25 protein-coding genes and 1 riboswitch are annotated in these 26368 nt (G+C 73.2%); of the genes, 22 read left to right on the top strand and 3 right to left on the bottom strand.

Annotated elements, in window-relative coordinates:
* Nucleotides 1-36: 36 nt before the first annotated feature.
* The 8 genes from D5H75_RS35855 to D5H75_RS35820 all read left to right on the top strand — a co-directional run bounded on the left by D5H75_RS35855 (nt 37) and on the right by D5H75_RS35820 (nt 9684).
* A complete protein-coding gene (locus D5H75_RS35855; RefSeq protein WP_119931043.1) occupies nt 37-651 on the top strand; it encodes a TetR/AcrR family transcriptional regulator in 615 nt (204 codons plus the stop codon).
* A 105-nt stretch (nt 652-756) separates the two neighbouring features.
* Nucleotides 757-1929: an MFS transporter gene (locus D5H75_RS35850; protein ID WP_147425394.1), complete on the top strand. Its 1173-nt coding sequence runs from the start codon at nt 757-759 to the stop codon at nt 1927-1929.
* Nucleotides 1930-2001: 72 nt separating this feature from the next.
* Complete coding sequence (locus D5H75_RS35845) at nt 2002-2679, top strand: SMI1/KNR4 family protein (RefSeq protein ID WP_119931041.1); 678 nt, start codon at nt 2002-2004, stop codon at nt 2677-2679.
* A gap of 180 nt (nt 2680-2859) precedes the next feature.
* Entirely contained in the window at nt 2860-4467 is a 1608-nt protein-coding gene (locus D5H75_RS35840) for an ABC-F family ATP-binding cassette domain-containing protein (protein ID WP_119931040.1), read from the top strand.
* A gap of 243 nt (nt 4468-4710) precedes the next feature.
* On the top strand, nt 4711-5508 hold the full coding sequence (locus D5H75_RS35835) for a hypothetical protein (protein ID WP_147425393.1): 798 nt from the start codon (nt 4711-4713) through the stop codon (nt 5506-5508).
* A gap of 31 nt (nt 5509-5539) precedes the next feature.
* Nucleotides 5540-6646 carry a saccharopine dehydrogenase family protein gene (locus D5H75_RS44400; protein WP_119931038.1) on the top strand — a complete coding sequence of 369 codons (1107 nt, stop codon included), beginning with the start codon at nt 5540-5542 and terminating at the stop codon, nt 6644-6646.
* A 199-nt stretch (nt 6647-6845) separates the two neighbouring features.
* A complete protein-coding gene (locus tag D5H75_RS35825) occupies nt 6846-8126 on the top strand; it encodes an RNA polymerase sigma factor (RefSeq protein WP_119931037.1) in 1281 nt (426 codons plus the stop codon).
* Between the two features lie 685 nt (nt 8127-8811).
* On the top strand, nt 8812-9684 hold the full coding sequence (locus D5H75_RS35820; RefSeq protein WP_202638825.1) for a C40 family peptidase: 873 nt from the start codon (nt 8812-8814) through the stop codon (nt 9682-9684).
* A 295-nt stretch (nt 9685-9979) separates the two neighbouring features.
* On the opposite strand, the gene D5H75_RS35815 is transcribed toward D5H75_RS35820, so the two are convergent.
* The gene (locus D5H75_RS35815; RefSeq protein ID WP_119931035.1) at nt 9980-10471 is read right to left on the bottom strand and encodes an inorganic diphosphatase; all 492 of its coding nucleotides are present in this window, start codon (nt 10469-10471) and stop codon (nt 9980-9982) included.
* A gap of 166 nt (nt 10472-10637) precedes the next feature.
* Here D5H75_RS35815 and dacB point away from each other — a divergent pair, with 166 nt between their 5' ends.
* The 13 genes from dacB (at nt 10638) to D5H75_RS35750 (ending at nt 22688) form a co-directional block, all read left to right on the top strand.
* The gene (dacB, locus tag D5H75_RS35810) at nt 10638-12029 is read left to right on the top strand and encodes a D-alanyl-D-alanine carboxypeptidase/D-alanyl-D-alanine endopeptidase (RefSeq protein WP_242454711.1); all 1392 of its coding nucleotides are present in this window, start codon (nt 10638-10640) and stop codon (nt 12027-12029) included.
* 63 nt (nt 12030-12092) lie between these two features.
* The gene (locus D5H75_RS35805) at nt 12093-13136 is read left to right on the top strand and encodes a zinc-dependent metalloprotease (RefSeq protein WP_206781978.1); all 1044 of its coding nucleotides are present in this window, start codon (nt 12093-12095) and stop codon (nt 13134-13136) included.
* A 30-nt stretch (nt 13137-13166) separates the two neighbouring features.
* Complete coding sequence (tilS, locus tag D5H75_RS35800; RefSeq protein WP_119931033.1) at nt 13167-14264, top strand: tRNA lysidine(34) synthetase TilS; 1098 nt, start codon at nt 13167-13169, stop codon at nt 14262-14264.
* Between the two features lie 74 nt (nt 14265-14338).
* Complete coding sequence (gene hpt / locus D5H75_RS35795; protein WP_119931032.1) at nt 14339-14890, top strand: hypoxanthine phosphoribosyltransferase; 552 nt, start codon at nt 14339-14341, stop codon at nt 14888-14890.
* Nucleotides 14891-15159: 269 nt separating this feature from the next.
* Complete coding sequence (gene ftsH / locus D5H75_RS35790) at nt 15160-17184, top strand: ATP-dependent zinc metalloprotease FtsH (RefSeq protein WP_119931031.1); 2025 nt, start codon at nt 15160-15162, stop codon at nt 17182-17184.
* Nucleotides 17185-17186: 2 nt separating this feature from the next.
* Nucleotides 17187-17777, top strand: a complete 591-nt coding sequence (gene folE / locus D5H75_RS35785) for a GTP cyclohydrolase I FolE (RefSeq protein WP_119931030.1) — start codon at nt 17187-17189, stop codon at nt 17775-17777.
* 198 nt (nt 17778-17975) lie between these two features.
* A complete protein-coding gene (folP, locus tag D5H75_RS35780) occupies nt 17976-18932 on the top strand; it encodes a dihydropteroate synthase (protein ID WP_479688603.1) in 957 nt (318 codons plus the stop codon).
* Entirely contained in the window at nt 18929-19378 is a 450-nt protein-coding gene (locus tag D5H75_RS35775; protein WP_119931029.1) for a nuclear transport factor 2 family protein, read from the top strand. The genes folP and D5H75_RS35775 overlap by 4 nt, the downstream gene beginning before the upstream one ends.
* Entirely contained in the window at nt 19375-19740 is a 366-nt protein-coding gene (gene folB / locus D5H75_RS35770) for a dihydroneopterin aldolase (protein WP_119931028.1), read from the top strand. The genes D5H75_RS35775 and folB overlap by 4 nt, the downstream gene beginning before the upstream one ends.
* On the top strand, nt 19737-20249 hold the full coding sequence (gene folK / locus D5H75_RS35765; protein WP_119931027.1) for a 2-amino-4-hydroxy-6-hydroxymethyldihydropteridine diphosphokinase: 513 nt from the start codon (nt 19737-19739) through the stop codon (nt 20247-20249). The genes folB and folK overlap by 4 nt, the downstream gene beginning before the upstream one ends.
* A 51-nt stretch (nt 20250-20300) precedes the next feature.
* Nucleotides 20301-20786, top strand: coding sequence for a DUF3180 domain-containing protein (locus tag D5H75_RS35760; protein WP_119931026.1), 486 nt, complete (start codon nt 20301-20303; stop codon nt 20784-20786).
* Between the two features lie 56 nt (nt 20787-20842).
* Nucleotides 20843-21463 (top strand): pentapeptide repeat-containing protein, encoded by a 621-nt coding sequence (locus D5H75_RS35755; protein ID WP_119931025.1) that lies wholly within the window; start codon nt 20843-20845, stop codon nt 21461-21463.
* 634 nt (nt 21464-22097) lie between these two features.
* The gene (locus D5H75_RS35750; RefSeq protein WP_147425391.1) at nt 22098-22688 is read left to right on the top strand and encodes a hypothetical protein; all 591 of its coding nucleotides are present in this window, start codon (nt 22098-22100) and stop codon (nt 22686-22688) included.
* A 118-nt stretch (nt 22689-22806) separates the two neighbouring features.
* On the opposite strand, the gene D5H75_RS35745 is transcribed toward D5H75_RS35750, so the two are convergent.
* Nucleotides 22807-24015, bottom strand: a complete 1209-nt coding sequence (locus D5H75_RS35745) for a cytochrome P450 (protein ID WP_119931023.1) — start codon at nt 24013-24015, stop codon at nt 22807-22809.
* Nucleotides 24016-24047: 32 nt separating this feature from the next.
* Nucleotides 24048-24163, top strand: a riboswitch (SAM riboswitch).
* 54 nt (nt 24164-24217) lie between these two features.
* Here D5H75_RS35745 and D5H75_RS35740 point away from each other — a divergent pair.
* Nucleotides 24218-25522: an aminotransferase class V-fold PLP-dependent enzyme gene (locus D5H75_RS35740; protein ID WP_242454710.1), complete on the top strand. Its 1305-nt coding sequence runs from the start codon at nt 24218-24220 to the stop codon at nt 25520-25522.
* 189 nt (nt 25523-25711) lie between these two features.
* Here D5H75_RS35740 and D5H75_RS35735 read toward each other — a convergent pair whose 3' ends face one another.
* Nucleotides 25712-26233: a DUF4240 domain-containing protein gene (locus tag D5H75_RS35735; protein WP_119931022.1), complete on the bottom strand. Its 522-nt coding sequence runs from the start codon at nt 26231-26233 to the stop codon at nt 25712-25714.
* Nucleotides 26234-26368 lie beyond the last annotated feature (135 nt).

The raw sequence follows: 26368 nt of genomic DNA, 5'->3' as shown, positions 1-26368 counted from the left end.
GACCGCCAAGTCCGGTTTACGGCGTAGCCTGATCCCATGCCGCGAGGGAGAACGCCGAAGGGTGAGGCCACCAGGGCGCGGATCATCGCCGGCGCCGCCGAGGCCGTCCTCGCCCTCGGCGTCATGGACACGACCCTCGACGACGTACGAGAGCGGACCGGAACCAGCAAGGGCCAGATCTTCCACCACTTCCCCGGGGGGAAGGACGAACTGCTCACCGAGGTGGCCCGCCACGAGGCCGATCGCGTCCTCAACGGCGTCCAGGCGCGGATGAGCCCCCTCACCACCTGGGAGGCCTGGTCCCGATGGAAGGACCAGCTCATCGGCGAGTACGACCGCTCCGGCGCCGACTGCCCGCTCCGCATCCTCGTCAACCACCTGGGCCCCGCCACCCCTGGCGCCCGCGCGGTGGTCGCCGAACTCCTCTCCCAGTGGCACACCCACATCCGCACCGGCCTGGAGCGCATGCGGTCGGCGGGGATTTTGAGCGGGGACCTGGACCCCGCGGCCGCCGCCTCGGCCGTCCTCACGGCGATCCAGGGCGGCGTGGTGATGCTCGCCGCCACCGGAACCACCGCCCACCTCGAGGCGTCCCTGGACCTGACTCTCGCCCACCTCCGGACCCACGCCCTCACCCCCGACCGGCCGTGACGGCGGAGCCCGGACGGACCGCCGGGAAAACGAGAGGCGAGGGGGACGGACGGGTGGCTACCCTACGGCGGCGGAACGCGCCTGTTTGAGGGGATTCATCTGGTGTTGTCCACTTATCGGGGGGTGCTGGCCGAACCCGGCCTGCGGCCTCTCCTGGTCATGGGACTCCTGGCGAAGACACCGGGGCTCGGGATCTCCGCGGTGATCGTCCTGCACGTGGTCTCCGGGCTGGACCGGGGGTACGGCGCGGCCGGGCTGGCGGCGGCGGCGTGGACGGCGGGGGCCGGGGTCGGCGCGCCGTTCCAGGGCCGCGCCCTCGACCGGTACGGCCTGCGGCCCGTCTTCGCGGTGCTGCTGGTGGCGCAGGCGCTGTTCTGGGGGCTCGCCCACCTCCTGCCGTTCCCGGCGCTGCTCCCCGCGGCGTTCCTCGGCGGCCTCACCGCGATCCCCGCCTTCACGGTGGTGCGGCTGGCGCTGGCGACCATGGTCGCCGCCGAGAACCGGCACACCGCGTACGTCATGGACTCCATGACGACGGACATCGCCTACATGGTCGGCCCGTCCGTCGGGATCCTGCTCGCCGCGCAGGTCTCGCCGACGGCGGCGTTCCTGGTCATGGGCGGGCTGATGGTGCTCTCCGGCCTGGGGTACGTCGCGCTCGACCCGCCCCTCCGCGCGGCCCGCCAGCCCGGCCGCGCGCCCCGCCCGCGCGACTGGCTCACCCTGGGCGTGCTCGCCGCCCTCGGCGCCACCGTCGGCAACGCGCTCGTGATCGTCGGCTTCGAGGTGACGGCGATCGGCGCCCTCCAGCGCTGGGGCGACCTCACCTGGAGCTGGCTCCTCCTCGTCGCCGCCGGGCTCGCGTCGGTCGCGGGCGGCCTGGTCTACGGCGCGCTGAAGCGCCCTCCCGCGGCGTACGTGCTCACCGCCTGCCTGGGCGTCCTCTGCCTCCCGCTGGCCCTGGCCGGCTCCTGGCCGTGGCTCTGCCTGCTGGCCGTCCCCGTCAACCTCTTCGTCGCCCCCGCCCTGTCCTCGACCGCGACCGCGATCAGCACCCTGGCGCCGGACGGCGCGAGGGGCGTGGCCATGGGCGCCTACTCCAGCGCCCTCCTCGTCGGCAACGTCGCGGGCAGCCCCCTGGCCGGCCTGGCCCTCGACCGGAGCGGCCCTCCTGCCGCCTTCGTCACGATCGCCGCGGTCACCCTCGTCATCGCCGCCGCCACCCACGTGATCGCGTCCCGGGCCCGCCCCGCCCCCGCGCCCGCCGCCCGGCCCTGAACCCGCCGCGATGGGCCGGATTGATCGGGATTCGCCGGGTACGCGGCGGTCCGGGCTTGTAGGTTTCTCGCCGTGACGAACACGGACTGGTCGGACGTGCGGCGGCGCGTCGCGCGGCTGGCGGAAGCGGCGGGCGACGACGCGGTGTTCGGGTCCGCGGATCACGGCTGGGAGCTCGAACCCCCGCTGGAACCCGGCGAACTGGCCGAGGTGGAGGCCCGCCTCGGCGTGGAGCTGCCCGGGGAGTACCGCTCCTTCCTCCTGGAGGTGAGCCGGGGCGGGGCGGGCCCCGCCTACGGGCTCTTCCCCATCCGCCGGGTGGACGGCCGGTGGCGCTGGATCGGCGACGGCGCCGACCTGACCGACCTCGACTCCCTCGGCCGGCCGTTCCCCCACACCGAGGCGTTCAATCCGGCCGACGGCCTCCCCGAGCCCCCCGACGAGGCCGATTTCGACTCGCCCGAGGACTTCGAGGCGGCCGAGGAGGCGTACTGGGAGCGGCACGACGCGATCGTCTTCGACCCCCGCCACTACGCCGGCCTCCTGTACCTGTGCCACCTCGGCTGCGCCTACCGCGAGGCCCTGGTCGTCACCGGCCCGGACAGGGGCCGGATGTGGGCCGACGACACGGCCGACGGCGACGGCTTCCGCCCCCTCCGCGACGACGCGGGAAACCCCCTGACCTTCGCCGGGTGGTACCGCCACTGGCTCACCGAAGCGGAGACGAAAGCCGGCCTCGCCCCCGTCTGAGAACCCCGCACCCCGCTCCGGTGACACCGAGGGTGGGGCCTGGATCCCGGTGCGCCGCTCGCGGCATGGAAGAGATCGCCGGCGATCCCGGGCAGTGGCGGATCGGGGGAAAACCGGGTGACCTGGGCGGGGGCGGGTGGGTAGCCTCGCGCGCGGGGTCTCGCTGAAGGGGAGTCGGCCGTGGGACATGTCGAGGTTTCTCATCTGGGTTACGTGCTGCCTGACGGGCGGCCGCTGCTGGATGACGTGTCCTTCCGGGTCGGGGACGGCGTCAAGGCGGCGCTCGTCGGGCCCAACGGGGCCGGGAAGACCACCTTGCTCCGGCTGGTCGCGGGGGATCTGAAGCCGCTGGCGGGCAGTGTCGTCAGCTCCGGCGGGGTGGGGGTGATGCGGCAGTTCGTGGGGAACCTGCGGGACGGGCGGACCGTCCACGACCTGCTGCTCTCGGTGGCCCCCGACCGGGTGCGGGAGGCGGCGGCCGCGCTGGAGCGGGCCGAGCTGGCGATGATGGAGGCCGAGGACGAGCGGACCCAGCTCCGGTACGCCCAGGCGATCACCGACTACACCGACGCCGGCGGCTACGACATCGAGGTGCTCTGGGACGCCTGCACCGTGGCCGCGCTGGGCGTGCCGTACGACGGGGTCAAGTACCGCGAGGTGAACACGCTCTCGGGCGGCGAGCAGAAGCGGCTCGTGCTGGAGGCGCTGCTGCGCGGGCCCGACGAGACGCTGCTGCTGGACGAGCCGGACAACTATCTGGACGTCCCCGGCAAGGAGTGGCTTGAGGAGCAGCTCCGCGCCACGCCGAAGACCGTGCTGCTGGTGTCGCACGACCGGCAGTTGCTGGCCAACGCCGCCGACCGGATCGTGACCGTCGAATCGGGGAACGTCTGGATCCACGGCGGAGGGTTCGCCACTTACGCCGAGGCCCGCCGGGAGCGCAACGAACGGCTGGACGAGCTGCGGCGGCGGTGGGACGAGGAGCACGCCAAGCTCAAGCGGCTCGTGAACATGCTCAAGCAGAAGGCGACGTACAACGACGGCATGGCCCCGGCCTACCACGCGGCGCAGACGCGGCTGCGGCGGTTCGAGGAGGCGGGCCCGCCGGAGGTCGCCCCCAAGGACCAGAACATCAAGATGCGGCTGCGCGGCGGCCGCACCGGCAAACGCGCCGTCATCTGCGAGGGGCTGGAGCTCAGCGGGCTCATGAAGCCGTTCGACCTGGAGGTCTGGTACGGCGAGCGCGTGGCCGTGCTCGGGTCCAACGGGTCCGGCAAGTCCCACTTCCTCCGGCTGCTCGCGGGCGAGCCGGTCGCTCACGAGGGCGTCGCGCGGCTCGGGGCGCGCGTCGTGCCCGGGCTGTTCGCGCAGACGCACACCCGGCCCGACCTGCACGGCCGCACGCCCGTCGAGATCGTGATGACCGAGCACGCCAGGCTCAAGAACGAGGCGATGAAGGCGCTCGCGCGGTACGAGCTGACCGGGCCGGCCGAGCAGCGCTTCGAGACCCTGTCGGGCGGGCAGCAGGCGCGCCTGCAGATCCTGCTGCTGGAGCTGTCCGGCGCGACGCTCCTCCTGCTGGACGAGCCCACCGACAACCTCGACCTCGCCAGCGCCGAGGCGCTCCAGGAGGGCCTGGACGCCTACGACGGGACGGTCGTCTCGGTCACCCACGACCGCTGGTTCGCCGCCGACTTCGACCGCTACCTCGTCTTCGGCTCCGACGGCCGCGTCTACGAGTCCCCGCACCCGGTCTGGGACGAACGCCGCGTCGCCCGCCCCCGGTAAGCGCCCCCAGACCGCGCTTCCGCCGCCGCCCCGGCCCGCCCGGCGGGCCGGAACCCGTGCCCCGGCATGCCGGCCGGCCCGCCCCGGCGCGCCGACACCCGCGCCCGGGCCTGCCCGCCGTACCTCCCGGAAACACGGCGGAAGCCGTACGGCAAGTCCAGCTCACGGGGGCGAAGGTCAAGAGTTGGCAAGGTCCGCCGCCCGCCACGCATCCCCGGGGCCCGGCGGGGTTATGACGGGCACGTGAGGCGGAAGTTGATCGCAGGGGGGCTGGCCGTCGCCGGGGTCGTGGCGGGGGTCGCCGTCTCGTGCGCGAGGCAGCAGTCGAGGCCGAAGGGCCCGGAGATGAAGCCGCTGGCGGTGTCCGAGCAGGCGGCGGCGGTGGCCCAGGACACCGAGGCCGAGGGCGGGTACGTCGTGCAGTGGGCCGGGGTGCTGGCCAACCCCAACCGGTGGCACTACGGGGAGCACCCGGTGGCGCTGGTGACGGCGTACGACGCGGCCGGGAACGTGCTGACGCGCGTGGAGCAGCAGCTCGACGTGATACCGCCGAACGGGCGCCTGGCGTTCGCCGGGCAGGCGGAGCTGCCGAGGCAGCCGCAGCGGGTCGTGGTGCGCCAGAAGGACGCGACCTGGCAGCGCGCGACGCGGGTGCCCTCGGCGTTCGCGCCGTTCACCGTCTCGGACGTCCTCACCGAGAAGGACGCCAAGCAGGGCACCTACCGCGTCGTCGGGCGCGTGGCGAACCCGTACTCCCGGCAGGCCGGGCTCGTGGTGACCGCGCTGCTGCGGGACGCGAGCGGGCGGCTGGTCGGCGGCGGGTCCGGATACGTCAAGCCCATCAAACCCGGGGAGGACCGGGCGTTCTACGTGTCCGCGCGGCCGTCCGACCCGGCGGCGAAGGTGACGAAGACCGAGGTCGTGGCGGGCACGTGGGGCGGGACGCGCGCGACGTGGGAGAACCTCACGCTCAACGGGCTGCGGCCCGTGCACACGACGAAGCCGACGAGCAAGCCTCTCCTTGATCGGGGCCGCGGGTAACCCCGGTTCCGAGTGACGTTACGGTGGATTTGTGGCCCCCACATCGAGTCCGCGCATCATCCTCTTCGGCGCGACCGGGTACACCGGCCGCCGCACCGCGGAGGCCCTCGTCGAACGCGGCGCCCGGCCGATCCTCGCCGGGCGTGATCAGGGCAGGCTCGACGACCTCGCCTCCGCCCTGCCCGGCCCGGCCGAGACCGCCGTGGCCGACGTCGAACGCCCCGACTCCGTCCGGCGGCTGGTCGCCGAGGGGGACGTGCTGATCACCACGGTCGGCCCGTTCGCCCGCTGGGGCGCCCCAGCCGTCGAGGCCGCCGTCAACGCCCGCGCCGTCTACCTCGACTCCACGGGCGAGCCGACCTTCATCCGGCGGGTCTTCCAGCGGTACGGCCCGCAGGCCGAGGCCTCGGGGGCGGCGCTGCTGACCGCCTTCGGCTTCGACTACGTCCCGGGGAACCTCGCGGCGTCGCTGGCGCTGCGCAAGGCCGGGCCCGCCGCGTCCCGGGTGGACGTCGGCTACTTCCTGCACGGCAGCTCCGCGGGCAGCGCCAGCGCCGGGACCCGCGCCTCGATGCTCGGCATGGTCTTCGAGCCGATGTACGGCTTCCGCGAGGGCCGCGTCATGCCCGAACGCGGGCGCACGCGCTCGTTCGAGGTCGGCGGCACGCGGCGGCACGCCCTCGCGGTGGGCGCGTCGGAGCACTTCGTGCTGCCCCGCCGCCATCCCGGGCTGCGCGAGGTGAACGTGTACATGGGCTGGGTGAGCGGGCCGCTGATGCGGATGGCCGGCCCCGCCGCCAAGGCCGCGCCGTTCGTGGCGGCGCTGCCCGGGGCGCGCAGGGCGCTGCGGCTCGTGGCCGACCGGGTGGAGCGGACGTCCTCACGCGGGCCGTCGGGGCCGTCGGAGGTGACCTCCCAGGTGGTGGCCGAGGCGTACGGCCAGGGCGGCGAACGGCTGGCGACGGCCGAGCTCGTCGGCGGCGACCCGTACGACGTGACGGCCCGGCTGCTGGCCTGGGGCGCGATCACGGCGGCCGGGGAGGGCGTGGACGGGCGCGGGGCGCTCGGCCCGGCCGACGCCTTCGGGCTCGACCGGCTGACGGCCGGAGCCGTCGAGGCGGGGTATTCCGTCACCTGATTCCCGGGGTATATCGGGCAATTCTGTCCGCATTTTCCCGCTTTGATCATCTGATATTCGGCTTAACTCGGACAAGTCGGGTGTCTTGGTCATAAGTATCTTTAATTATCATTGACCTCGCCTCTACAGTTCAAAGTCACGGGCGCGAATTCGGCCGAAAGCATAGTGCGCGCACAATCGGCTGTTTACCTTCTGGTTCATGGACGACCTGCGCCTGGTCCAGGCCCTTCGTGAGCACGCCCGGGGCGCGATCGCCGCGCTCTACGACGCCTACGCCGACCGGCTCTACCGTTATTGCCTCGTGCTGTGCGACAGCGCCGAAACGGCCCGGCGCGCGTTGTGCGACACGTTCCTCGTCGCGGAGGCGCGCATTTCCGCGCTGTCCCGCCCCGAAACGCTGGCCACGTGGATGTACGCCTGGGCCAGGCGCGAATGCCTGCGCACCCGCGAGGGCGAGGGGCCCGCGCCGGACGAGCCGGGCCTCGACCCGGCGTCCGGCGGTCCCGACGCCGATCTGCGGGTCCTCGCCTGGAACGCCCTGCACAGCCTGTCGTGCGCCGACCAGGAGATCCTCGCGCTGAACACCTGCCATCCCGGGGTGGACGCGGCGGTCCTGCTCGGGCTGCGCCCCGCCGAGGCCCAGGCCGCGCTCGCCCAGGCCCGCGACCGCCTGCGCACCGCCGTGGCCGCCGAGATCCTGGTCAGGAAGGGCCCCTTCGACCACGCCGACCGCCAGATCTCGGTGTCGCGCGTGTTCGATCTGATGCCCGTCGCCCACGCTCCGGCCGACCTGCGCGAGCGCCTGCTGCGGTGGTTCTCCGACCCCGAGATGCTGCCCTACCGCCGTCACGTCGTACGGCGGGCCGGCCACCCCGGGCACGGCGGCTTCCCCCGGGCGGACCGCGGCGGGTTCCCCGGCTGGCCCGTCGCCGTCGGCACGGCCCTCACCTCCGTCTGCGCCGCGGCCCTCGTCGCGCTGCTGTTCGGGCAGCTCACCGCCGTCCCGTCCGGCACGTACGCCTTCGGCACGGCGGGGCCGCCCGGCGAGGGCCGGCCTCGCGGCGCCCTGCCCGCCCACGGCGCGAACGACCTCACGAACGACCCGGAGGACCTGCCGCTCCTGCCCAGCCCCAGCCCCGGCACCCCCCTCTGGCCCCCGGCCCCGCCCCTGACGCCCTCCGGCGACCCGGTGACCCCCGCGACCCCGGGCGATGACGCCCCGCCGGTGCCCGCCTGGACCCCCGGCACCACCCCGGCCCCGGCCCCCACCCGGTCCCACCACAACCACCCCACCTCCCGCCCGTCCTCCCCGCCCGACCGCCCCACTGCCCAGCCCACGACGCCCCCGCCCACCCAGAACCCCACCCCCGACCCCTCCACGCCCCCGGCCGGCGAGCCCACCGGCGGCACCACGACCGCGCCCACCACGCCGCCCGCCACCGGCGCCCCCACCCCCACCCAGGCCCAGGCCCGTTCCTGACCCGCCCTCCGGTCCGCCTCCCGGGCCCGTGGACGTCGCCGGCCGGCGGGCCCAGGCCGTACGTTCCGGGAGATCGGCGCGGCCCTATCCTGCGGCTTTCGGTGAGGGAATGCCGGAATTGCGCCCGACATATCCGGATATGAACGGCATTGAACCGCCGTGACGTCAGTGCCATGCGGTTTCCGGGGGAGTCGCCGGGGCGGGTCTCGGAGGCGTCCGGAAACTGGTTTCTAATCCGGATGTGTGTATTTCGTGGTTGGCGGGAACAGTGGGGTTTGTGTGACGAGTGGTCACACAGGGAGATTAGAGAAACGCTCTCTGTAAACCAGTCCGGTTCGACTGCGACTGTGTACCGCAGAAGGGGGGAATCGTGCGACCGTCGCTCGGGGGGAAAACTACTGCGGACGGCGCCGGTTCGAGTCGGCTGCGCGCGCCCGGCAAGGCTGTGCTGTGCGTGGGCCTCGCGTTCGGCCTGTCAACTCTAATGATCACGCCCTCGTCCGCCGAACCCGGCGGAGAGGCTGACGATACCGACACGGTGGGCCGCATCCAGGTCAGACTGGCCGAGGCGGACGCCGAACTCGAACATCTGGCGGAACACGCCGAAACTCTCGTGGAGGAATATAACGGACATATTGTCCGTCTCGCCGCCACTCGCCGGGTCCATGAGGACGCCGTTCGCAGGGTGGCCGAGGCGGAGAAGAGGGTCGCCGAGGCACGCGCCGAGGCGGCCCGTTTCGTTTCCATGCACGCCTACGACGGATACGCCAGGGCCGTCAGCCCGATGAGCGCCGCGCTGGCCGGAGGCGGTCCGCAGTCGTTCCTCGACCGCGCCGGCGTGGTCCGCCATCTCGGGGCCGGCCACGAGGCCCGCCTGGAGCGCGTGGAGACGGCCCGCCGCGTCGCCGACGTGATGCGGCGCCACGCGCGCGGCCTGTACGACGAGCAACTGGAGCGGACCCGCGAGGCCGAGCGCGCCAAGCAGGCCGCGGCGCGCGCGGTGGCCGCCCAGCGCAGGACGATCGGGGAGCTGAGCTCCCGCAAGAGCGCGCTCGCGGCCCGGCTGCCGGCCGGGCACGCCGCCCGCGTCGCCCGCGCGAGCCGTACGGCGGGCCTCAGCGCTCCGCGCCCGGTCAACATCGGCAGGTGGACGAGCCGCGCCAAGGGAGCCGCGGCGCGCCACGGCGACATCGCGGCCAACTGGGCGCTCACCCAGCTCGGCAAGCCCTACGTCTGGGCGGCGGACGGGCCCGACAGCTACGACTGCTCGGGGCTGACCATGCGCGCCTGGCAGCGGGCGGGGGTGCGTCTCGACCACTGGACCGGGACGCAGTGGAAGTCCGGGCCGCACGTGCGGATCAAGAACATGCGCCGCGGCGACCTGGTGTTCTTCGGCCGTATCACGAAGAACCCGGGCACGATCCGCCATGTGGGGATCTACATCGGCCGGGGGATGATGGTCCACGCGCCGCGCACGGGCGACGTGGTGAAGATCGCGCCGATCTGGCGCAGGGATCTGGTCGGCGCGACCCGTCCCAGCGGGAACGGCCGCCCCTGACCGACCCGGCTCCGGTACGGCAGGCGGCCCGCGACCCGCGGCCCGCGCGAGCCGTACCGGAGCCACAGGTCACGCGCACAGGTCACGTGCCGGCGAGCCCCGCGCGGATCCCGCGGTCCCGGCGTGCCATCCGGTGCCAGAGATGACGTGCGCGGGCGGGGGATCGCGGGACTGGCGCGTTCAGGCGCGTTCAGGCGCGTTCAGGCGCGTCCGGACGCGCCCAGGGAGCTCGGCGTCAGCGGCCCGCCCCGCGCGGGACGCGCGGAGCGGGCCGTGATCACCTGCCTGATCAGGGTCAGTGGTCGAGCTGCTCGACCGCGCGCTTGATCGAACGCTCGATCTCGGCCTCGGCGTCGGCCCGGCCGACCCAGGTCGCGCCCTCGACCGACTTGCCCGGCTCCAGGTCCTTGTAGACCTCGAAGAAGTGCTGGATCTCGAGGCGCTCGAACTCGCCGACGTGGTGGATGTCGCGGAGGTGCTCCTGGCGCGGGTCGGTGGCGGGGACGCACAGGACCTTGTCGTCGCCGCCCTTCTCGTCGCGCATGCGGAACATGCCGATGGTGCGGCAGCGGATCAGGCAGCCGGGGAAGGTCGGCTCCTGGAGCAGCACCAGCGCGTCGAGCGGGTCGCCGTCCTCGCCCAGGGTCCCTTCGATGAACCCGTAGTCGGCGGGGTACTGCGTGGACGTGAAGAGCATCCGGTCGAGCCTGATCCGGCCGGTCTCGTGGTCCATCTCGTACTTGTTGCGTTGTCCCTTGGGAATCTCAATGACAACGTCGAAGTCCACTGCAGTTCCTCCGGTTCAATTCGGCCCGCGCGCCGTAGATGGCCGGACGTCGGCCGAGGTTCCCCGGCGGAGTGGCCGGCCGGGCCACTAATGTCTCGTAGGCGCGTATACCCAGGATGTCGTATGTGGGAAAGAGGTCGACGACGTGGTCCGGCTTGAGCGATGGGTGACGTTGGTCACTCTCGCCCTGCTCCAGGTCTTCACGGTCGCCGCCGCGGTCGCCGGCACGCCGTACCTGATCGGGGACGAGGTGGTGACGGCGGCGCCCAAGCAGCTCAGGGCGCGTCAGATGCCGCTGGTCACAGCGGGTCCGGTGCTCGTCCCAGCACCGGGCGGGGCCGCGGCCGGCCGCGTGGACATCGCCCGCGAGCTCGACCGGGCCATGGCCACGCCCGCGCTGGGCGGAGGCGTCGCCGCGGTCGTGATCGATCCGGTGACCCGCCGGGTGCTGTACGCCCGCCGCGCCGACAGTCCCGCGACCCCCGCCTCGACCACCAAGATCGTGACGGCGGTGGCGGCGCTCGGCTCGCTCGGCACGGACCACCGCCTGGCGACCCGCGTCGTCTGGGGCTCCGGCTCGGAGCCGGGCGGCCCGAAGGCGAAGAAGGAGATCATCCTCGTCGGCGGCGGAGACCCCTCGCTCGCCGGGTCCAAGCCCCGGCCCGGCGGCTACCCGTCGTACGCCTCGCTGCCCGACCTCGCGGCCAAGACCGCCGCCGCGCTCAAGGCCGCCGGGGTGCGCGAGGTCAAGCTGACCTACGACGACTCGCTCTACAGCGGCCCGCGGCTCGGCCCCGGCTGGAAGCCCAACTACGTGCCCGAGGGCAGCGTCGCCCCGATCACCGCGCTCATGATGAACGGCGGGCGGCGGCACCCCGGCACGTCCACCCGGGTGAACGACCCCTCGGCGTACACCGCGGAGCGGTTCGCGGACCTGCTGTCCGAGCGCGGCGTGAAGGTCGGCCGGCCGGCCCGGGGGAGGGCGGCCGAGGAGGCCCCGACCGAGATCGCGCGCGTCGAGTCGCCGCCGGTCAGCGCCCTGGTCGAGCAGATGCTGACCGACAGCGACAACGAGATGGCCGAGGCGCTGGCCCGGCAGGTCGCGCTCAAGGGCGGGCAGCCCGCGTCCTTCGACGGCGGGGCGCGGGCCGTGCACGCGGCGCTGCGCCGCCTCGGGGTCGAGAAGGGCGTCGAGGTGCACGACGGCAGCGGCCTGTCCCCGCGCAACAAGATCACCCCGAACGCGCTGGCCGGGCTGGTCGCGCTGGCGGCGAACCCGGACCACCCCGCGCTGCGCGCCGCCGTCACCGGGCTGCCGATCGGCGGCTTCACCGGGACCCTCGCGGGCCGGTACACCGACGACGGCAGCCGCTCCGGGGCCGGCGTCGTGCGCGCCAAGACGGGCACGCTGAGCGGGGTGAGCACGCTCTCGGGCGTCGCCTACACCTCCGGCGGGGGCATGCTGGCGTTCGCGCTGATGGCCGATCGCCTCCCCGCGGACGCCTACGCGCCCCCCGCGCTGGACCGGCTGGCCTCGATCGTGGCCCGCGCCTCCTGACGCGCACCCGTCATCACGACGTACGGTGGGACCGTGACCGGCTATCAGGTGATCGATTGGGACATGGCCGTGGCGACCGGGGTGCGCCTGGTGCGGCCCGGGCCCCAGGTGACTCGCGAGGAGGCCCGGCAGACCGTCGCCGAGCTGCGCGCGCTCTCCCAGGAGGCCGAGGGGCACGTCCGGGAGTTCGCCCGGCTCGACGGCGGGGCGGCTCCGCAGCCGGCCACCATCGTCGACCGGCCCGGCTGGATCCGGGCCAACGTCGAGGGCTTCCGGGTCGTGCTCGAACCCCTCGTGGACAAGATGTCCGCCAAGCGCGACCAGACCCCGGCGATCGTCGCCGCGGTGGGCTCGCGGCTCACGGGCGTCGAGGTCGGCGCGGTGCTGGCGTTCCTGGCGGCGCGGGTGCTCGGGCAGTACGAACTCTTCCTGCCCCCGGACCCGGACGGCGTGGCCCCCACGGGGCGGCTCACGCTGGTCGCGCCGAACATCGTCAACGCCGAGCGAGAGCTCGACGTGAACCCGCGCGACTTCCGGCTGTGGGTGTGCCTGCACGAGGAGACCCACCGCGTGCAGTTCACCAGCGTGCCCTGGCTGCGCGAATACGTCCGCACGCAGATGACCGACTTCCTGCTCGCCTCCGACCTGGACCTGTCCACGCTGCTCGAACGGCTGCGCGGCGCGGCCGACGCGGTCGCCGACGCGGTGCGAGGCGGCGAGGGCAACCTGATCGACGCGATCCAGTCGCCGGACCAGAAGGAGATCCTCGACCGGATCACCGCGGTCATGACGCTGCTGGAGGGGCACGGCGACTACGTCATGGACGCCGTCGGCCCGTCGGTGGTGCCGTCGGTCGAGACGATCCGCGAGCGGTTCCAGCGCCGCCGCGAGGGCGGGACCCGGCTGGACAAGACGATCCGCAGGCTGCTCGGCCTCGACATCAAGATGCGGCAGTACGCCGAGGGCGCCGCGTTCGTGCGCTCGGTCGTGGACGAGGTGGGCATCGACGGCTTCAACAAGATCTGGACCTCGCCCGAGACGCTGCCGACCAAGGACGAGATCGCGGACCCGCGGCGCTGGATCGGCCGGGTGGCCGCCGCGGCCTGACCCGGCGCGCGTCCCGGTACCGTCACGGTCATGGGTCCCCATCCGGCCGTCGCGACCGTCCGCCATGCCGTACGGCGAGCCCTGGCCGACCTCGCGGCCGGCGACCTCGTGCTGGTCGCGTGCAGCGGCGGCGCGGACTCGCTCGCCCTGGCGGCGGCCGCGGGCTTCACCGCCCCCCGCGCCGGGCTGCGCGCGGGGCTGCTCACGGTGGACCACGGGCTCCAGGCCGGTTCCGCCGCCCGCGCCCTCGACGTCGTACGGCTGGCGCCCGAGCTCAAGCTGGAGCCGGCCGAGGTCCTGACGGTGCGGGTGGGCACGGCCGGCGGGCCGGAGGCGGCGGCGCGGGACGCCCGGTACGCCGCGCTCGGGGAGGCCGCCCGGCGGCACGGGGCGGCGGCCGTCCTGCTCGGGCACACCCTCGACGACCAGGCGGAGACCGTGGTCCTGGGGCTGGCGCGGGGGAGCGGGCCCCGGTCGCTGGCGGCGATGAGCGCGGTCGCCGGGGTCTACCGGCGGCCGCTGCTGGAGATCGGCCGGGCGACGACGCGGGCGGCGTGCGCGGCGCTGGGCCTGACGCCCTGGGACGACCCGCACAACGACGACCCGGCGTTCTCCCGGGTCCGGGTGCGGCACCGCGTGCTGCCCGTCCTGGAGCGCGAACTCGGCCCCGGGATCGCCGGGGCGCTGGCCAGGACCGCCGCGCTCTGCCGGGACGACGCCGACGCCCTGGACGCGTGGGCCTCCCGGGCGCACGCCGAGGCGCGCGCGGCGGCCGCGGACCCCGGCGGATCGGGGCGCGAGCCGTACGCCGGGGCCGAGGGCGGATCGGGGCGCGAGCCGTACGCCCGGGCCGAGGGCGGATCGGGGCGTGAGGGGGGCGCCGGGGCGGCGGGCGGGGAGGCGCTGGCGGTGGCCGTACTCGCCGATCTTCCGCCCGCGGTGCGGGGGCGCGTGCTCCGGCTGGCCGCGTTCGCTGCGGGCGTACCCGCGGGTTCGCTGGGGGCGGCGCACGTGCGTGAGGCCGACAGGCTCGTGACGGAGTGGCGCGGTCAGCGCGGCGTGAACCTGCCCGGGGGAGTCACCCTGTACCGGCGATATGGCAGGCTCGTGTTCGCCGGAAACGGTTAGGCACTTCCGTTACCCGAGGTGCGAGCGTTTCCGGCGGGCAGACCGACAGCAGCACACACAAGGGACAGCGCGCGGTGGACGCAGGCGACATGGGCCGGGACCTGGAGAAGGTCCTCATCCCGGAAGAAGAGCTCCAGACCAAGATCAAGGAGCTCGCACAGCGGATCGACGACGACTACGCGGGCCGTGAACTCCTGCTCGTGGGCGTGCTGCGGGGCGCGGTCATGGTGATGGCGGACCTGGCCAGGGCGCTGCACACGCCCCTGGAGATGGACTGGATGGCCGTCTCGTCGTACGGCTCGGGCACCAAGTCCTCCGGCGTGGTGCGGGTCCTGAAGGACCTCGACACCGACATCACCGGGCGGCACGTGCTCGTGGTGGAGGACATCATCGACTCCGGCCTGACGCTGTCCTGGCTGCTCCAGAACCTGGAGTCGCGCGGGCCGGCCTCGGTCGAGGTGTGCGCGCTGCTGCGCAAGCCGGAGGCGATCCGGACACCGGTGGACGTCAAGTACGTCGGGTTCGACATCCCCAACGAGTTCGTGATCGGCTACGGTCTCGACTACGCGGAGAAATACCGCAACCTCCCCTTCATCGGAACCCTTGCGCCCCACGTCTACTCCTGACGCTACGGGGACAAAGTGGACGTGAAGGGGATATTCGGCACCGTGGCAGGGAACACGCAAGGAACTGACGTACGTTGGTAAGGAAGACGCCGGTTATCGCAGGAGGACGTGCCTGTTTGGTGATCGGTGTACCTTCGGGGTACGCAGGGGCTACCTTTCGGCGGCTCCGGGTATTCCGTAGGTGCGGCTAAGGACGCCGCGGCCCCGGGTCTCCCGGGGTTCCGAATTGCTGGTCAGGAAGGGACGGGCCCGCCGGGGTTCCGCATCGGATGGATCTCAAGCGCTTTACTCGTGGGCCACTGCTGTGGATCCTGGGCATCGGCATGCTGCTGCTGCTCGTCATGACGATGGTCAATGACGGCGGCGGTTACAGCAACGCCGACACCTCTACTGTGACCCAGCAGATCCAGCAGGGCAATGTCAAGTCCGCCAAGGTCATCGACAAGGACCAGCGCATCGAGCTCACCCTCAAGAGCAAGATCAAGCTGCCGGACAAGTCGGAGACCACCAAGATCCAGTCCTCCTGGGTCTCGGGCCAGGGCCTTCAGCTCATCAACGAGCTGGAGAAGCAGAAGACCGCGAAGACGCTCACCGACGGCTACACCGTGACGGTGCCGAAGGAGAACTTCTTCCTCAGCCTGCTCTTCAGCTTCCTCCCCATCGTCGTGGTCGTCCTCATCTTCCTGTTCATCATGAACCAGATGCAGGGCGGCGGCTCCCGGGTCATGAACTTCGGCAAGTCCCGCGCGAAGCTCATCACCAAGGACACCCCCAAGACCACCTTCGCCGACGTCGCGGGCGCGGACGAGGCCATCGAGGAGCTCCAGGAGATCAAGGAGTTCCTGCAGGCCCCGGCCAAGTTCCAGGCCATCGGCGCCAAGATCCCCAAGGGCGTCCTGCTGTACGGCCCGCCCGGCACCGGCAAGACCCTGCTCGCGCGGGCGGTCGCGGGTGAGGCGGGGGTCCCGTTCTACTCGATCTCCGGTTCGGACTTCGTCGAGATGTTCGTGGGTGTGGGCGCCTCCCGGGTCCGCGACCTCTTCGAGCAGGCCAAGGCCAACGCCCCGGCGATCATCTTCATCGACGAGATCGACGCCGTCGGCCGCCACCGCGGCGCCGGCCTGGGCGGCGGTCACGACGAGCGCGAGCAGACCCTGAACCAGCTCCTCGTCGAGATGGACGGCTTCGACGTCAAGGGCGGCGTGATCCTCATCGCCGCGACGAACCGCCCCGACATCCTCGACCCGGCGCTGCTGCGTCCGGGCCGCTTCGACCGGCAGGTCGTCATCGACCGCCCGGACCTGGAGGGCCGCAAGGGCATCCTGCGCGTCCACGCCCGCGGCAAGCCGTTCGAGAACGACGTCGACCTGGACACGATCGCCCGCCGCACCCCCGGTTTCACCGGCGCGGACCTGGCCAACGTGATCAACGAGGCGGCGCTGCTCACCGCGCGCATGGACCGCAAGCTGATCGACATGGCCACGCTGGAGGAGTCGATCGACCGCGTCATGGCGGGCCCGGAGCGCAAGACCCGGGTCATGTCGGACAAGGAAAAGAAGATCATCGCGTACCACGAGGGCGGTCACGCGCTGGTGGCGCACGCGCTGCCGAACTCCGACCCCGTGCACAAGGTGACGATCCTGTCCCGCGGCCGCGCCCTGGGTTACACCATGACGCTGCCCATGGAGGACAAGTTCCTCGCGACGCGCTCGGAGATGCTCGACCAGCTCGCGATGCTGCTGGGCGGCCGCACCGCGGAGGAGCTGATCTTCCACGAGCCGACCACCGGCGCCGCCAACGACATCGAGAAGGCCACCTCGATCGCCCGCCGCATGGTGACCGAGTACGGCATGAGCGAGCAGCTCGGCGCCCGTAAGTTCGGCACCGGCAACGGCGAGGTCTTCCTCGGCCGCGACGTGGGCCACGAGCGCGACTACTCCGAGAAGATCGCCTCGACGATCGACGAGGAGGTGCGCCGCCTGATCGAGGCCGCGCACGACCAGGCCTGGGAGATCCTCGTGGAGTACCGCGAGGTCCTGGACAACCTGGTGCTGGAGCTCATGGAGAAGGAGACCCTCTCCCGGGAGCAGGTCCTCCAGGTCTTCGCGCCCGTCCAGCGGCGCGAGCACCGGCCCTCCTACTCCGGCTACGGCAAGCGCCTGCCGTCCGACCGTCCTCCGGTGCTGACGCCGAAGGAGCTGGCGGGCAACGGCGCGGGCCCGGCCCTCCCGGCCGGCACCGAGCCGTGGACCGGTGAGCGCCGCGAGGGCGCCCCACGCGAGTCGGAGAGCTGATCTTGGCTCAGCACCCGCACCTCGACGTCGACTCGGACCGGATCGAGAAGGCCGTGCGCGAGATCCTTCTCGCGATCGGTGAGGATCCGAACCGGGACGGCCTCCGGGAGACGCCGGCCCGCGTCGCCCGCGCGTACGCCGAGCAGTTCGCCGGCCTGGGGCAGGAGCCCGAGGACGTGCTGAACACCGTGTTCGACGCCGACCACGACGAGATGGTGCTCGTCAAGGACATCGAGATGGTGTCCACCTGCGAGCACCACCTCGTGCCGTTCGTCGGTGTCGCCCACGTCGGCTACACGCCCAACGAGAAGGGCCAGATCACCGGACTGTCCAAGCTCGCCCGCCTGGTGGACGTCTACGCCCGCCGCCCGCAGGTCCAGGAGCGCATGACCTCGCAGATCGCCGACGCGATCATGCGGGTCCTGGAGCCGCGCGGCGCGATCGTGGTCGTCGAGGCCGAGCACCTGTGCATGACCATGCGGGGTGTCCGCAAGCCCGGCGCGAAGACCATCACGTCGGCCGTCCGCGGCGACTTCCGCGAATGCGAGAAGACCCGCGCCGAGGCCATGAGCCTCATCCTCGGCCGCCGTTAGCCGTACCAAGAGAGCGCCCCGGGCCCCGGCCCGGGGCGTTTTCTCATACTCCGGCACCGGCCGCCCGGGTCCTCCCGCCGCGCGGGCGTGGATGTCTCTCCCGGGGCGTACGCCGGGAGGGTGAGCACCCGGGGCGGCGGGAGGCCAGGGCAACCCCTGGGGCGGAATCGCCCGCGATCTACGCATAGGCTGAACGGCATGACCTTGACTGCGCATGCCGTGCCCGGGCTCCCCGATCTGGGGCGTTGCCTGGTGATGGGCGTGGTCAACGTGACCCCGGACTCGTTCTCCGACGGCGGGCGCTGGTTCGACCCCGACGCCGCCGTACGCCATGGGCTGGAGCTCGTGGACGAGGGGGCCGACATCGTGGACGTGGGCGGGGAGTCCACGCGCCCGGGGGCGCAGCGGGTCTCCTACGAGGAGGAGCTGCGCCGGGTCGAGCCGGTGATCAAGGCGCTGGCCCAGGAGGGCGTCCCGGTGAGCGTGGACACCATGCGGGCCGAGGTGGCCGAGGCCGCGGTCGAGGCCGGGGCCGTTCTCGTCAACGACGTGAGCGGCGGCCTCGCCGACCCGGACATGCCGCGCGTGGTGGCCCGCGCGCGCGTGCCGTACGTCGTGATGCACTGGCGGGGGCACAGCCACGACATGCTCACCCGGGCGGTCTACGCCGACCCGGTGCGCGAGGTGCGGGACGAGCTGGCCCGGCGCGTGGACTCGGTGATCTCCGAGGGCGTGGAGCCGGAGATGATCGTGCTCGACCCGGGATTGGGATTCGCGAAGCACTCAGCACACAACTGGGCATTGCTCGCATATCTCGACGTTCTCTCCGATCTTGGGCATCCCCTCCTGATCGGCGCTTCACGCAAACGATTCCTGGGCAGACTCCTTGCCGATCAGGACGGCACTCCCCGTCCCTTCAGCCGGTGCGACGACGCGACGGTGGCCGTCACCGCGCTCGCCGCGCAGGCGGGGGCGTGGTGCGTGCGCGTCCACGACGTACGGGCCAACGCCGACGCCGTCCGCGTCGCCGCAGCGTGGGGCGGGGCACGGCGGGCGAACACCACGGAAGAAGTCCGTGCCGGGGGCGCACGCGAGTTGGGCGACGCGGGAGGCGCGCCCGGAGAGGCCGGTGGGACATTGGGTGGAGTTCGATGAGCGTGGGGTCCGCGGCGGACATCCACGCGGTGGAGGCGGCGAACCAGGAGTTCTACGGGGCCTTCGAGAACGCCGACCTCGACCGCATGAACGCGCTGTGGGCGCACGACGCCGACGGCCGGGAGATCTCCTGTGTGCACCCCGGGTGGCCGCTGCTGCGCGGCCGGGGCGAGGTCCTGCGGTCGCTGGCGCTCATCATGGCCAACACGAAGTACATCCAGTTCGTGCTGACCGACGTGCAGGTGGCCGTGTCGGGGGACATCGCCGTGCTGACCTGCTCCGAGAACATCCTGACGGCCAGCGAGACCGAGGAGCCGAGCTTCGCGCCCGGCGGCAACGTCGTCTCGACCAACGCCTTCGTCCGCACGGGCGAGGGCTGGAAGCTGTGGCTGCACCACGGCTCTCCCGTACTGGACCAAGTCGAGGAGGAGGTGGACGAGCAGTGACGCTCGACAGGGTCAGGGTCACGGGCCTGCGCGCCCGGGGCCGGCACGGCGTGCTCGCCGCCGAGCGGCAGCTCGGGCAGGAGTTCGTCGTCGACGTCACGCTGGGGCTGGACACCCGGCCCGCGGCGGCGGGCGACGACCTGAACAAGACGGTCCACTACGGGGAGCTGGCGTCGCGGCTCGTCGCGGTCGTCGAGGGCGAGCCCGTGGACCTGATCGAGACGCTCGCCCAGCGCCTGGCCGACGCCTGCCTGGCCGAGCCGCTCGTGGAGGAGGTCGAGGTGACCGTGCACAAGCCGGCGGCCCCCGTGCCGCACCCCTTCGCCGACGTGTCGGTCACGATCGTCCGGGGCCGCGCATGAGGCCCGAGCGGCGCCGGGTCGTCCTGTCCCTGGGCAGCAACCTGGGCGACCGCTTCGACACCCTCCAGGGGGCCGTGGACGCGCTGTTCGACGCGCCCGGGCTCGACTTCGTCGCGGTCTCGCCGATCTACGAGACCGACCCCGTCGGCGGTCCCGAGCAGGGGCCGTACCTCAACGTCGTCGTGGTCGCCGAGACCGCGTTCGGCCCGCGCACGCTGCTGGAGCGCGCGCAGGGCGTGGAGGCCGCGTTCCAGCGGGTGCGCCGCGAGCGCTGGGGCCCGCGGACGCTCGACGTGGACATCGTGACCGTGGGCGACGAGCGGTCGGACGACCCGGAGCTGACGCTGCCGCATCCGCGCGCGCACGAGCGGGCGTTCGTGCTGCGGCCGTGGCTCGACGTGGACCCCGACGCCGAGCTCCCCGGGCGGGGCCGCGTGGCCGACCTGCTGCCGGGTCTTGAGGACCAGGGCGTCCGCCGTACGGACCGGGTGCTGCAGACGCCGGAGTGACGGGAATGACTCCGGCGGGTAAGCGTTGAAGGAGAACATGAAGGGAAACGTGTGAAGCCGACCCGCCCGGCCCTGCTCGTCGCCGTGGTCGTCGTGTGCGCCCTGCTCGTCTGGGTCCCGCTGCGCGGCGCCTACTCCGACCTGCCCACGCTTCCCTGGACGGCCGCGCCGTCCCTGTTGCTGCTCGCGCTCGGCGAGGCCTACACCGGCTGGCTCACGCGGGGCCGCATCCAGCGCAAGGAGGGCACGAAGCCGGTCGAGCCGCTGACCGTGGCCCGCCTGGCCGCGCTCGCCAAGGCCTCGGCCTACGCCGGGGCGGTCCTGGCGGGCGTCTTCGCCGGGTTCGCCCTCCACGTGCTCCCGATGCTCGACCAGGAGACGCCCGCCCGCGACGCCCTGGTGGCGGGCGGGTCCTTCATCGCCGCGGTCGCCCTGGTCGGGGCCGCGCTGTTCCTGGAGTACTGCTGCCGCGTGCCCAAGGACGGCTCCGGCCGGGACGAGCCGCCCCCCGAGCCCCCGCCGGTGCACCACCCGTGAGGATTGTCGGAGGCCGCGGGTAGCGTCGGGTGGCATGCGCGCACTCCGGTGTTCCGATGGCTGACCGCAAGCACGGGCGGCCCGCCGCGCCCACCGACACCACCGTCAGCGGCGCGGACTGGGACGGCCGCGACCTGAGCGGCGAGGATCACCCGAACGTCCTGTTCGTGGACGTGGACATGACCGAGGCCACCGGCCGGGCGGTGACGTTCCACGAGTGCACCTTCCGCAGTGTGCGCTTCAACGCGGCGGTCTTCACCGACGCGGCGTTCGTGAACTGCACGTTCGTGCGGTGCAACCTCTTCGACACCACCTTCGAGGGCTGCAAGATGATCGGCAGCCTGTTCGACGGCTGCTCCCACGACCTGATGAAGGCCGAGGGCGGCGACTGGTCGATGACCGGCCTGCCCGGCGCGGACCTGCACGGCGCCTCCTTCAGGGGTGTGCGCATGCGCGAGGCCGACCTGACCGGCGCCCGTCTCAACGGCGCGGTCCTGCGCGACACCGACCTGTCCGGCGCGTGGCTCTCCAAGGCCGACCTGACCCGCTGCGACCTGCGCGGCAGCGACCTGACCTCGCTGGACCCGCACACCGTCCAGTTGGCCGGAGCCATCGTCGACGTCAACCAGACCATGGTCATCGCGACGGCTTTGGGCCTGGACGTCCGCCCCGCCTGACCAGCCCGCTCCCGCTCGGCCCCGGCCGCACGCGCCGCCGCCGGCCGTACGGCGCCGCCCGCCCGCCCGCCGGCCGCGGGTCGCGTCGGGCCGCGCCGCCGCACGCTTTCGCGCCGGCCGTACGGCTCGCGCGTGCTCGGTCCGCGGGACGCCTCTTGACCGGGTGATCTCGGGATGTTCCGATCATGGGGAGTTATTGGACCAGCGGTCAACGCCTGGCGGAATCCCGGTCCGGCCACGGAGAACGGGAGGCCACGCCCTGCGTCCCGCGGGCACGTCAGGAGGAAGGACCGTGCCTCGCTCCCGCCCCAGAGCCCGGCTGGCCGCCGCCACCGCCGCACTCCTCGCCCCTCTCGCCCTGAGCGCCCCGGCTTCGGCCCAGACTTCGGCTCCGGCCCCGGCTCCGGCTTCGGCTCCGGCCCCGGCTCCGGCCCCGGCCCCGGCTCCGGCCCCGGCCCCGGCCCCGGCTTCGGCCGCGGCCCCGGCTTCGGCCGCGGCCCCGGCTTCGGCCGCGCCGGGCTCCGCCGCCCGCGCGCCCGCCGGCTCCTTCGCCGACTCTCCCGCCGTCATCAGGAAGGACTCGGCGACGGGGGCTCCGTACAGCGGCAGGTTCCGGGCCACCGGGACGGCGTCCATGCTGCTCCAGGTGCCCGGGTGGGGGTCGATCTCGCCCTTCTGCGACTTCGCCGAGATCGGCGGGTCGATCGCCGCGGACGGCTCCGTCGTCCTGGACTCCTTCCGCGCCGACATGGGGACGCCCGGCGGCGCCTGCCCCCACCACTACGGCGAGACCACGATCAGCGCGGTGACCGGCCTGCGGGCGTCCGGCGCGTTCCACCAGGGCCCCGGCGAGTTCCCCGGCCCGTGGGGCGAGCGCGACGGCGTGCTGCGGCTGCCCGGCCGGAACCCGGCCTTCATGATCGACCTGGCCGTGACGCTGAACGGGCACACCTCCCACTGCCGGTTCGGGCTGGTGGAGCCGCAGCCCGGGTGGGGATATCCGCCGGACGTGGAGATCGAGGTCTTCAACCGGGACCGCCCCGGCAGGCCCGACCCCGCCGTGGACGAACTCCAGCTCAGCGGGGGCGGCGAACTCCACGGCCCCGACCAGTCCGACGTGTGCGGCTACGGCGGCCTGTGGATCGACGCCACGCGGGTGACGGGCGAGACCACCCCCGGCTCCGGCGTCTTCGACCAGACCCTCCACCTCACCGGAGCCCCGTAGGAGCCCGCCCCCAGGGGGGCCGCCGCTCGCTTCGCTGACGTGGTGATGGTTCCGCGCCGGACTCATGCGGACATGTCCCGGCGGCGGGCCGTCATGGCGTCGGCGAACGCGGGACGGCTCAGACGCGGACCTGGAGGGACTCCAGCCCGCGGATCACGTAGCCGGGCTTCCAGCGGGGCTCCTCGGCCAGCTCCATCTCCGGGGCCGTGCGCAGGAGGGCGCCGAAGGACTCCAGCAGCTCCACGCGGGCCAGCGGCGCGCCGAGGCAGAAGTGGATGCCCGCGCCGAAGGAGATGTGCGGGTTGTCGGCGCGGCCGACGTCGAGCCGGTCGGGGTCCTCGAAGGCGTCGGGGTCGCGGTTGGCCGAGCCGAACAGCAGCGCCAGCTCCGACCCGCGCGGGATCTCCACCCCGTGGATCTCGATGTCCTCCAGCACCCACCGCTCGAACATCTGCAGCGGGGTGTCCCAGCGCATCAGCTCCTCGATCGCCGTCGGCAGGAGCGAGTGGTCGGCGCGCAGGCGGGCCAGCTCGGCGGGGTTGCGGAAGAGCGACCACCAGCCGTTGCCCGTGACGTTCACCGTGGCCTCGTGCCCGGCGTTGAGGAGCACGACGCAGGTGCCGATCAGCTCGTCCTCGGTGAGCCGGTCGCCCTCCTCCGCGACCTGCGCGAGCGCGCTGATCAGGTCGTCGCCCGGGTCGGCACGGCGGGCGCGCGCCAGCTCGCGCAGGTAGTCGGCGAACTCGCGCGACGCGCGCACGGCCTTGTGCTGGGCCTCCTCCGACGGGTTCAGCTCGTACATCCCGCAGATGTCGGCGGACCAGGGGCGCAGCAGGTGCCGGTCGGACTCGGGAACGCCCAGCATCGCGGCGATCACCGTGACCGGGAGCGGCTCGGCCACCTCCGACACCAGGTCGCCGCCGCCCTTCTCCACGAACGCGTCCACCAGGTCCTGGGCGATGCGGCGCACCTGCGGCCGGAGCGCCTCCACCATGCGGGGCGTGAACGCCTTGGAGACCAGGCGGCGCAGGCGCGTGTGCACGGGCGGCTCGACGTCGAGCATGCTGGTGTGCTGCAGCAGCCAGAACGGCTCCTGCCAGTCCGGCGGCGCCGTGCGGCCCATCTCCTCGTGCGTCGCGACGTGGAGGTACGACCGGCCGAGGCGGCGGTCGCGCAGCAGGGCGTTCACGTCGGCGTGCCGGGGGACGAGCCACTGGTTGGAGGGCTCGTAGTAGTGGACCGGCCCGCTCCGCCGCAGGTCGGCGTAGGCGGAGTACGGCTGGGCGACGAATTCCGGAGACCACGGGTCAAAGCGCACGTTTGCCATGTTAAGCGGGATCTGGTTATAGTCCCGCCGTAGGTCATGAGCGCCAGCGACAAGCCCCGGCTAGCTGGCCGGCAACCCTCGCGTCCGCGGCGGGGTGCCCCGGGTGAAGACCTGGTTCTGGACGAGGTGTCCAGGGCAAGCGCGGGCTCCGCCGTACCGACGCCGATCGTCGGGGTCCGATGATCCCGAGGAGGTAATCGGCGTGACCACCACCACCGTTCCCGCTCAGCGCACCCGTTCCGCCGCCGCCCTGTCCGTGCTCGGCGCCGACCTGACGGTCCCGGTGTCGTCGGGCGAGCTGGTGCCGTACGCGAACCTCGACTACGCGGCCAGCGCCCCCTGTCTGCGGCCGGTGCGCGACGCGATCGACGCGGCGCTCCCGGCCTACAGCAGCGTGCACCGCGGCGCGGGGTACGCCTCCCAGCTCACCACGCAGCGCTACGAGCAGGCGCGGCACAGCGTGCGGGCGTTCGCGGGGGCCCGCGAGGACGACGCGGTCATCTTCACCCGCAACACCACCGACGCGATGAACCTGCTCAGCGGCGCGCTCCCGCCGTACACGACCGTCGTGGTCTTCGAGACCGAGCACCACGCGGCCCTGCTGCCCTGGCAGCGCGGCCACCGCGTCGTACGGCTGGCCGCCCCGCGGTCCCCGGCCGAGGCCGTCGCCGCCGCCCGCCAGGCCCTGTCCACCGGGCCCGTCGGCTCCCGGCTGCTCGCGGTCACCGCCGCCTCCAACGTCACCGGCGAGCTGTGGCCCATCGCCGAGCTGGCCCGGGTCGCCCACGAGGCCGGCGCGCGCATCGTCGTGGACGCCGCCCAGCTCGCGCCGCACCGGCCGCTGGAGATCGCCGCGCTCGACCTCGACTACGTCGCCTTCTCCGGCCACAAGCTCTACGCCCCCTTCGGCGCGGGCGTCCTCATCGGCCGGCCCGACTGGCTGTCGGCCGCCGAGCCGTACCTGTACGGCGGGGGCGCGAGCCGCAACGTGACCTCCGACGTCGAGTGGCACGAGGACCCCGAGCAGCGCCACGAGGCCGGCACCCCGAACGTCCTGGGCGCGCTGGCCCTGGCCGCCGCCTGCGACGCCCTCACCGCCACGGGCTGGGACTCGCTCATCGCCGAGGAGGAGCGCCTGCTCGCCCGCCTCCGCACCGGCCTGGCCGAGATCCCGGGCGTGCGCGAGCTGACCCTGTGGGACGAGCAGCCCCGCGTCGGCATCGTCTCCTTCGTCGTGGACGGCTGGACCGCCCGCGAGGTCGCCGAGAAGCTCTCCTCCGACCACGCCATCGGCGTCCGCGACGGCAAGTTCTGCGCTCACCCCTTCGTGCGCCACCTCCTCGGCGCCCCCGACACCGACCCGGCCACCGAGCCCGGCGGCTCCGGCTGCGGCACGGCGGGCACCGCCACCGCCATCCGCGCCAGCTTCGGCGTCGGCACCCAGGAGGAGCACATCGACCGCCTCCTGCTGGCCCTCCACCAGATCGCCACCACCACCCCCGCCTGACCCCCTCCCCCCGACCCGGGGTACCACCCCGCCCGGTACCCCGGCGCGCGCCGCAAGGCGGCCGCCCCCCGGCCGAGGGGCTCGGCCCAGGCGGCGAACCCGGCTCCTCCCCAGAGGAGCCGGGTTCCGCGTTTCCCGCCGCGCGCCGATCGGCCCGGCCCGCCGTACCCGTTCCGCCGACGCCGCAGGTCAGGCGGAGGGCGGCCGGCCTCGCCGGTTGGAGCCGGACTCGCGGGAGATGCCCGAGCCGGTGACGGGGTAGCCGCCGAAGCGCTCGGCGTGCAGCCGGGCGAAGAAGTAGGCCATCTCCTCGCACTCCGCGTCCAGCACCGCCATCCGCGGATCGGCGTCCACCGCCCGGTAGAACTCCCGGCCCAGCGCGACGATGAACCCGCGCGCGTACAGGAAGCCGTCGTCGGAGCCGTCCGTGGCCGCGTGGACCTCGGCGCGGTCGATGTCGTGGAGGAGGCGTTCGACCGACCGGTCGAGGTCGGCCAGCTCCCCGGCCGGCAGGTCCCGGGTCATCCCGGCCAGGTTGTCCAGGAACCCGTCCAGGGCCCCTTCGACCAAGGACAGGGGCGGCACCCCGTGCAGCCTCTCGTCCGGGGTCGGCGTCCGATGGGCCAACTCCCGCCGCGCGCGGGCGACCTCAGACCCCAGGGGCTCCCACGCCGCCTCGATCAACGCCCAGAGCCGCGCGTGATCGTCCATTCGTCCCTCCGTCCTCGGCGTCGCCGCCCGCTCTCGCCCGACGCCCTCAGGCAACCAGGGCGCACCGACAGTTCCGGGCGGGAGATCACGAGCCGGGCCGTGGAGCGGTGACGGGGACGTGACCGCCATGGCGTC

It is taken from the genome of Bailinhaonella thermotolerans (genome assembly GCF_003594875.1).
In the GTDB taxonomy this organism is placed as follows: domain Bacteria; phylum Actinomycetota; class Actinomycetes; order Streptosporangiales; family Streptosporangiaceae; genus Bailinhaonella; species Bailinhaonella thermotolerans.
This window is presented reverse-complemented; position numbering and strand designations above follow the sequence as displayed.